This is a genomic window from Streptomyces sp. SID9727 (assembly GCF_010550605.1).
Classification (GTDB): domain Bacteria; phylum Actinomycetota; class Actinomycetes; order Streptomycetales; family Streptomycetaceae; genus Streptomyces.
Map to the genome: position 1 here is coordinate 1 of NZ_JAAGNI010000011.1, position 8,057 is coordinate 8,057.

General features: G+C 74.0%; 8 protein-coding genes. 4 read left to right on the plus strand and 4 right to left on the minus strand.

Annotated elements, in window-relative coordinates; genetic code table 11:
* Positions 1 to 1,052 (plus strand): endonuclease/exonuclease/phosphatase family protein (locus tag G3I41_RS00770; RefSeq protein WP_203599911.1); only part of this gene is annotated, 1,052 nt, incomplete at its 5' end.
* A 24-nt stretch (positions 1,053 to 1,076) separates the two neighbouring features.
* Here the strand turns inward: G3I41_RS00770 and G3I41_RS00775 are convergent.
* From G3I41_RS00775 to G3I41_RS00785, 3 genes are read right to left on the minus strand one after another with little or no spacing between them, the layout of a single operon-like run.
* Positions 1,077 to 2,000: an alpha/beta hydrolase gene (locus G3I41_RS00775; RefSeq protein ID WP_164398348.1), complete on the minus strand. Its 924-nt coding sequence runs from the start codon at positions 1,998 to 2,000 to the stop codon at positions 1,077 to 1,079.
* Positions 2,001 to 2,009: 9 nt separating this feature from the next.
* Complete coding sequence (locus G3I41_RS00780; RefSeq protein WP_164398349.1) at positions 2,010 to 3,254, minus strand: beta-ketoacyl-[acyl-carrier-protein] synthase family protein; 1,245 nt, start codon at positions 3,252 to 3,254, stop codon at positions 2,010 to 2,012.
* Positions 3,251 to 3,484: a phosphopantetheine-binding protein gene (locus tag G3I41_RS00785; RefSeq protein ID WP_203599913.1), complete on the minus strand. Its 234-nt coding sequence runs from the start codon at positions 3,482 to 3,484 to the stop codon at positions 3,251 to 3,253. The genes G3I41_RS00780 and G3I41_RS00785 overlap by 4 nt, the downstream gene beginning before the upstream one ends.
* A 334-nt stretch (positions 3,485 to 3,818) precedes the next feature.
* Here G3I41_RS00785 and G3I41_RS00790 point away from each other — a divergent pair, with 334 nt between their 5' ends.
* Entirely contained in the window at positions 3,819 to 5,363 is a 1,545-nt protein-coding gene (locus tag G3I41_RS00790) for a peptidoglycan-binding protein (RefSeq protein WP_164398351.1), read from the plus strand.
* Positions 5,364 to 5,397: 34 nt separating this feature from the next.
* Here the strand turns inward: G3I41_RS00790 and G3I41_RS00795 are convergent, their stop codons facing one another.
* The gene (locus tag G3I41_RS00795; RefSeq protein WP_164398352.1) at positions 5,398 to 5,964 is read right to left on the minus strand and encodes a dihydrofolate reductase family protein; all 567 of its coding nucleotides are present in this window, start codon (positions 5,962 to 5,964) and stop codon (positions 5,398 to 5,400) included.
* A gap of 115 nt (positions 5,965 to 6,079) precedes the next feature.
* Between G3I41_RS00795 and G3I41_RS00800 the strand changes: the two genes are divergently transcribed.
* Together G3I41_RS00800 and G3I41_RS00805 are read left to right on the plus strand one after the other, a co-directional pair.
* On the plus strand, positions 6,080 to 7,120 hold the full coding sequence (locus G3I41_RS00800; RefSeq protein ID WP_164398353.1) for a hypothetical protein: 1,041 nt from the start codon (positions 6,080 to 6,082) through the stop codon (positions 7,118 to 7,120).
* Between the two features lie 325 nt (positions 7,121 to 7,445).
* The coding region (locus G3I41_RS00805) for an MFS transporter (RefSeq protein ID WP_164398354.1) at positions 7,446 to 8,057 on the plus strand (612 nt) is incomplete at its 3' end.

Consider the following 8,057-nt stretch of genomic DNA (forward strand, 5'->3'; position numbering starts at 1 on the left):
ACGACTCGTACGGCGGCTACAACCTCCAGGCCACCGCGCTCGGCGAGGTCACCGACCACCACCTGCGGCGCGAGGTCACGCGCAAGCAGAAGGGCAAGGAGCTCGCGGTCGCCACGTACAACGTGGAGAACCTCGACGCGCTCGACGACCAGGCGAAGTTCGACACCCTGGCCGAGGGCGTCGCGGTCAACCTGTCCTCCCCCGACATCGTGTCGCTGGAGGAGATCCAGGACGACAACGGCGCGGTCAACGACGGCACGGTCGGCTCCGAGGCGACGCTGAAGCGGTTCACGGACGCGATCGTCGCGGCGGGCGGGCCCCGCTACTCCTGGCGCTATGTCGCCCCGCAGGACGGGAAGGACGGCGGCGAGCCCGGCGGCAACATCCGCAATGTGTTCCTCTTCAACCCCGAGCGGGTGGACTTCGTGGACCGTCCGGGCGGCGACGCGACGACCCCGGCCGCGGCCGTGAGGACGAAGAAGGGCGTCGCGCTGTCGGTGTCGCCGGGCCGGATCGCCCCGGCCAGTGCGGCCTGGGACGACAGCCGCAAGCCGCTCGTCGGCGAGTTCCGGTTCCACGGGAAGTCCGTCTTCGTCGTCGGCAACCACTTCGCGTCCAAGGGCGGCGACCAGCCCCTGCACGGCCGCTACCAGGAGCCGGTGCGCAGCTCGGAGACCAAGCGCGTGCAGCAGGCGAAGGAGGTCAACACCTTCGTCAAGTCGCTGCTCGCGGCGGACAAGTCGGCGCGGGTCGTGGTCCTCGGCGACCTCAACGACTTCGCGTTCTCGCCCACCGTGGGGGCGCTGACCGACGGCAAGGTGCTCAAGCCGCTGATCACCACCCTGCCGGTGAACGAGCAGTACAGCTATGTGTACGAGGGCAACTCGCAGACCCTCGACCACATCCTGACCAGTCCGGGCGTGCGCCGGTTCGACTACGACGTGGTGCACATCAACGCGGAGTTCGCCGATCAGGCGAGCGACCACGACCCGCAGATCGTGCGCGTCGACGTGAACGCCCCGGAGCACGGACACGGGCACGGGCACCACTGACCCGTGCGTCGCGGGCGGGCGGTCTCAGCCGCCCGCCCGCGGCACGGCGTGGCGGTCCGCCACGCCCCTGCGCGGACTCGGGAGAGCGGCGAGCGGCAGCAGCGCGGGGGCGGACTCCAGCGGCCGGTCGGTGACGAAGCGCGCCACCAGGTCCGCCACGTCGTCGGGGCGTTCCAGGACGACCCAGTGGTCCGACTCGCCGATGGTCAGGAAGCGGCTCCCCTCGATCGTCGCCGCGAAGGCCCGCTGGTGGTGCGGCGAGGTCACGGTGTCGTGCTCGCCGGCGAAGACGAGCGCCGGGACCCCGGTCAGCCCGCCGGAGAAGTCCGGGCGGTGTTCCAGCGACCGCCGCAGCGAGCGCTCCGCGTGCGGGGAGTGCGAGAGGGCGTGCGCGAAGGACCGGCGCACATAGCGCAGAGCCAGTTCCCGCCGGTGGACCGGCCGCTCGGGGTCCAGACACATCAGCGCCTCGGCGGTCAGGGCGGCGAGCCCTTCCGCGTCCCCGGCGTCCAGCCTGCCGACGGCCAGGGCCCAGCCGTCGCGCTGGGCCTCGCTGATGTGCGACGGTACGCCGCCCAGGACCAGGCGGGCGATCCGGCCGGGGTCGCGCCGGGCGCAGGCGAAGGCGACGGACGTTCCGTAGGAGAAGCCGAAGAGGTTGACCCGCTCGGCGCCCAGGTCGTCCATGACGCCGGTGACGGCGGCGGACAGGAGGCCGTCCCCGGTGCCGGGCGGCAGCGGGTCGGCGCCGCCCATGCCGGGCAGGTCGAGGGTGATCACGGAGGTGTGCGGGCCGAGGTGCTCGTCCATCTGCGGCCAGCCGTGGATGCCCTGGAGGGCGCCGCCGAGCACGACGACCGGTTCGGTGCGGGGCGCGGGCTGCGGCAGGACGCGGTAGCGGTAGCGCAGGCCGTCGACGGTGAGGGTGCGGATGATTTCATCGGTCATGAGCTTCGGTCACCTGGTGAGGACGAGGGCGGCGTTGTGGCCACCGAAGCCGAGCGAGGTCTTGACGGCCGCGTCGAACGCCGCGGGCCTGGCCTCCTTGCTCACCACCTCGACCGGGATGTCCGGGTCGGGGGCGTCGAGATTGACGGTGGGCGGTACCAGCTGGTGCTGGAGGGCGAGGACGGTGAGCGCGGTCTCGATGCCGCCGGCGGCACCGAGGGTGTGGCCGGTCATCGCCTTGGTGGAGGTGACGAGGGGGTGCTCGCCCAGGACCCGGCGGAGCATGGCCGTCTCGATCAGGTCGTTGGCCACGGTGGAGGTGCCGTGCGCGTTGACGTGGCCGATGGCGGCGGCGTCGATCCCTGCGTCCGCGAGGGCCGTGCGCAGCGCGCGTTCGACGCCGAGTCCGTCGGGGTCGGGTGCGACGGCCGAGTAGGCGTCGCTGGAGGCGCCGTAGCCGGTGACGTGGGCGCGGACGGCGGCGCCCCGGGCGCGGGCGTGTTCGGGGCGTTCCAGGACGAGCAGTCCGGCGCCCTCGCCGACGACGAAGCCGTCGCGGTGGATGTCGAAGGGGCGGCAGGCGGCCTGCGGGTCGTCGCGGCGGGTGGAGACGGCCTTGAGGCGGCAGGCGCTGGCGATCAGGAGCCGGGAGCAGACGGACTCGGCGCCCCCGGCGATCACGATGTCGCAGGCGCCGGTGCGCAGCATCTGGTGGGCGGTGCCGATGGCGACGGTGCCGGAGGAGCAGGCGGTGGAGACGGCCTGGCTGGGGCCGTGGGCGCCGAGGTCGGTGGCGACGCTGCTGGCGGCGCCGTTGACGACGGTGAGCGGAGCGAGCTTGGGCGACACGCGGCGGGCGCCGCGTTCGGTGAGGGCGGTGTGCTGTTCGTCGTAGAAGGGCAGGCCGCCGTGGGCGGAGCCGATGACGACGGCGACCCGGCCGCTGTCCCAGACGGCGGGGTCCAGGCCGGCGTCGGCGACGGCCTCGCGGGCGGCGATGACGGCGAGGTGGGAGAAGCGGTCCATCAGCCGGTGGGCGGCGATCCCGAGTACGGCCCGGGTGTCGAGTCCGGTCACGCTGTACATGAAGTCACAGGGCAGATCCGCCAGTTCGGGCCGGTGCGGCACGCAGGGGGCGGTCGCCGGGTCGTTCACCGCGCGCCAGGTGGCCTCGGCGCCGACGCCCGCCGAGGTGACGAGGCCGATGCCGGTGACGGCCGCGGCGAACGGCGGCAGCCGGTGGGGGGCCGTCACGCGGCGGCCTTGCGATGCACGGCGTCGACCAGCCGGCCGACGGTGTCGCGCGAGGTGAGCTCGACGTCGTCCAGGTCGACGTCGAGGCGGTCCTCGATGAGGAGCCGCAGCTCCTCCAGCGCCAGCGAGTCCAGCCTGAGCTGCCTGAGCGGCACGTCGGGGCGGATCGCCACGGGGTCGGTTCCGAAGTTCGCCGTCAGCAAGGTACTGATCTCGTCTGCCGTGCTCATGCTCATCGGGCACTTCTCCGCTGTCGTACGCGGTGACGCCTTGCCGCGTGAGATGTGAGTGCCATCGGGGACGCCGGCCGGTCCGGAGTTCTCTGTTATACGCCTTGGCGGCGACGGGTCCGCCCCGCGTTCCCCCGTGCGGTGGGCTGCCGTCCAGGTGTACGAATCCCGCGCGGCGCGGGGGCGCTCACGGGCCGTCAACTCCGGTGGAGTGCACACGTCTCGACACGCCTGCGGGCTGATTGTCATACCCGGGGTGGCTCTCTATCGTGAGCAGGCTTCGCGGCCGCCCGGCCCCGTCGGCCGGCCCTCCCCCCACACAGCAGGAGCAGGTATGCCCACACGCGCCGCCCGGACCCGTGCCGCCCTCCTCGCGGCCCTGACCGCCACCGTCCTCGCCGCGACCGGCACCCCGGCCCTCGCGGCGGCGGACCCCGGCCACCCGATGGACCGTGCGTTCACGCGGGCCGCCGAGGCGTTCGACGTACCCCGCGATCTGCTCGCCGCCGTCGGATACGGCGAGACCCACCTCGACGGCCACGACGGACGCCCCAGCCAGGCGGGCGGCTTCGGTGTGATGCACCTGGTCAGCAACCCCACGCACCACACCCTGGAACGGGCCGCCGCCCTCACCGGCGAACCGGTCGCCACCCTGCGCACCGACACCGCCGCCAACATCCTGGGCGGCGCGGCGGTGCTGCGCGGCTACGCGGACGGGCTGGGCCTCGACGCCCGGGACCGCGACGACATCGACGCCTGGTACCCGGCCGTCGCCCGCTACAGCGGTACGCGGGGCACGGCCGCCGCGCTCTACGCCGACGCGGTCTACACCTTCCTGGCCGACGGGCTCGCCGCGCTCACCCCGGACGGCGAGCGGATCACGGTGACCGGGCGGCCGGTCTCCCCGGAGCGGGACGGGGCCGCGGCCGCGGACACCGGTGCCCGCAGCGGGGACTACCCGGCCGCGCTCTGGGTCCCGGCCGACCCCAACAACTACGCCACCGGCCGGACCGCGAAGATCGACAAGGTCGTCGTCCACGTCACCCAGGGCTCGTACGCGGGCTCGATCAGCTGGTTCCAGGACCCCGTGTCCGAGGTGAGCGCGCACTACGTGGTGCGGTCGTCGGACGGGCAGATCACCCAGATGGTGCGGGACGCCGACACCGCGTACCACGCGCGCAGCGCCAACGCCTCGTCGCTCGGCATCGAGCACGAGGGCTTCATCGACGACCCCACCTGGTTCACGGACGCGATGTACCGCTCGTCGGCCGCCCTGACCGCCTCGCTGTGCGACAGGTACGGCATCCCGAAGGACCGGGCGCACATCATCGGGCACAGCGAGGCCCCGGGCAACGACCACACGGACCCGGGCCCCTACTGGGACTGGGACCGCTACATGGAGCTGGTGACCGGCACCGGGGCGGGCGGCGAGACCCGGGACGGGCTGAGCTTCGCCACGTACACGACCCAGCGGTCCGGCTCCGCGGGGCCCCAGGTGACCGCCCTCCAGCGGCTGCTGAACGACCAGGGTTACGCCGCGGGCGAGGCGGACGGCAGCTTCGGGCCCGCCACCGAGGCGGCGGTGACGTCGTTCCAGTCGGCGCACGGTCTCGACGCGGACGGGGTCGTGGGCGCCAGGACGTGGACGGCGCTGCTGTCGGCCGGGACCACGCCGGTGCTCGCCGAGGACGCCAGGGGCGAGGACGTGAAGCGGCTCCAGCGGGCCCTGACGGCGGCGCTGGGCTCGACGGTGGACGCGGACGGCACCTTCGGCCCGGCGACCGCGACGGCGGTGCGCTCCTACCAGACGGGGCGGGGCCTGACGGCCGACGGGATCGTGGGCCCCGCCACCTGGACGGCGCTCCAGGCGGGCCGCTGACGGAGCGCCGGCGTCCCGGGCCCGCCCCGGGGCGTCACCGGTCGGCGCGGTCGTAACGGAGTTCCACCACCCCGGTACCGAAGGTGCGGGTGCCGGTGAGGCGGAGGGGGCGCAAGGCCTCATCGGCCGGGAACATCGGCTTTCCCCGGCCGATGAGGACCGGGTGGACGTAGACGCGGTACTGGTCGATCAGGTCGTGCGCCGCGAAGGACGCGGCGAGACCGGCGCCGCCGAGGGCGAGGTCGCCGCCGGGCTGCTCCTTGAGGGCCCTGACCTCCTCGGGGACGACCTCGCGGACGACGGTGGTGTTCCAGTCGGCCCGTTCCAGCGTCCGTGAGTAGACGTACTTCGGCATGTTCCGCCAGATGACGGCGAACTCGGCCATCGGGCCCGCGTTGGCCGGGTCCTGGTCGGCGGTGGGCCAGAAGCCGGCCATCAGCTGATGGGTGACGCGGCCGTCCAGCATGCCGCCCATACCGGCCAGTTGCTCGTTGAAGTAGCTGTGGAGCTCCTCGTCCACCGTATGCCAGTCGATGTTCCGGTCCGGGCCCTCGATGAAGCCGTCGAGTGACATCGACATCCAGTAGACGATCTTGCGCATCGGGTACCTCACCGGGCGTTCGCGGGACGGGGGGGCGGGAACTCCCGCCGACGCTACCGGGCGGCGGGGGGCCCGTGCTTGACGCCGAGCCCGACCGGCGCGTAGGTGTCGGGGCATGAGACTCGGAGAGGCGCGCGCCGCCGCCGCGCACTGGGTGTCCACGTACGCCCGCCCCGCACCGGACTTCCTGGGGGCCTACGTCAGCGGGTCCACGGTCGGGCGGCCGGACGACGCGGAGCTGCCCGTCTCCTCGGACCTGGACGTCGTCGTGGTGACGGAGGGGACCGAGGCGCCCGCGAAGCCCGGCAAGCTCCCGCACCGGGGCGCGCTGCTGGAGATCACCTACGAGCCGTGGTCCCTGCTGGCCGACCCGGAAGCGGTGCTGGGCGCGTACCACCTGGCGGGCGGCTTCCGACGGGACACCGTCGTCGAGGACCCCACGGGGCGGCTGCGCGCGCTGCACGCGTACGTCGCGCCGCGCTTCGCCCGGCGGGAGCACGTGCGGCGGCGGTGTCTGGACGCCCGGCACCGCGTCGAGAGCCGGCTCGCCGCCCTGGACCCCGCGCAGCCGTTCGCCGCCCGCGTGCTGGCGTGGCTGTTCCCCACCGGGGTCACCGCACACGTCCCGCTGGTGGCCGCCCTGCGCAACCCGACCATCCGGCTGCGCTACCCGGCGGTGCGCGACGTACTCACCGCGTACGGGCAGGAGGCGCTGTATCCGGAGCTGCTGGCGCTGCTGGGCTGCGCGGAGGTCTCCGCGCCGCTGGTGCGGCACCATCTGGACGAGCTGGCGCGGACGTTCGACGCCACGGTCCCCGCCGTGCGCACGCCGGTTCTCTTCGGCGGCGACCTGACCGCGCGGGCGCGGCCCGTCGCGGTCGACGGCGGCCGGGAGCTCATCGACCGGGGCGACCACCGGGAGGCGGTCTTCTGGATCCTCGCGACCTTCGCCCGCTGCCACACCGTGCTGGCCGTGGACGCGCCCGGACTGCACACCGCCCGGCTGCCGGCGTTCCGGGAGGCCGTCGCCGACCTCACCGGGATCACGCGCACCGGGGACCTGCTCGCCCGGCGCGACGAGGTGCTGCGCTTCACGCCCCGGCTGTGGACGGTCGCGGAGGAGATCATGGCGGCCAACCCGGGGGTCGTCGGCTAGGGCGTGTTTCGAAAGTAGCGCCGTCCGCCCGTAGGGCGGGTCCGGCGGCGTCTGGTGCGTGCGATCGCAAGGCGGAGGGTCGCCCCGATACTGGTTGTATCGGGGCGATCCCGACAACGCGGCGAGCGTGCGTGCCAGGCGTCGCCGGACAGGCGGGACTTTCGAAACACGCCCTAGCGGCGCTGTCTGCTACCTTGCCCGCGTGTCTCTTCCTCGTGCGTAGGACCCCGTCGAGACCGCGCCCGGCGTACCGGGTGCGGCGTTCCGGTGTCCCCGCATGCCCGCGGCGCGGCCGAGCCCGCGCCGCCCTCCGAGGAAGACCCTCATGTCCACTCCTTCGTACGCCGCCGTCCTGCGCGTCCCGCACGCGGCGCGCGCCTTCGCCGCCGCGCTGACCGGGCGGCTCTCCTACGGGATCGTCCCGCTCGCCCTGCTGCTCGCCGTCAAGGCCGCCACCGGTTCCTATGCGGCCGCCGGCACGGTGATGGCCCTGTTCGGGGCCGCCAGTGTGGTCCTCTCCCCCGCCCGTGCCGGGCTGATCGACCGGTACGGGCCGCGCCGCGCCCTGCCGCCGATGGCCGGTCTGTACGCGGTGCTGCTCGCCGTCCTCGCCCTGGCCACCTGGCGGCCGGGCGCATCCCCGCTGGTCCTCGGCGTCCTCGCCACGGCGGCCGGGGCCTGCACGCCGCCGCTCGGCCCCGTCATGCGGACGCTGTGGAGCGAGCTGGTCCCCGACCGGGACCTGCTGCGCCGCGCGTACAGCCTGGACGGGGTCGCCGAGGAACTGCTGTACGTCTCCGGGCCGTTGCTGGTGGGCGTCGCGGTGACCGTCACCGGGCCCGCCGTCGCCGTACTGGCCGGCGCGGTGCTGATCGCGGCCGGGGCGGGGGCGCTGGTGGCCTCGCCCGCCGTGCCGCGCGGGAAGCCCGGCCACGGC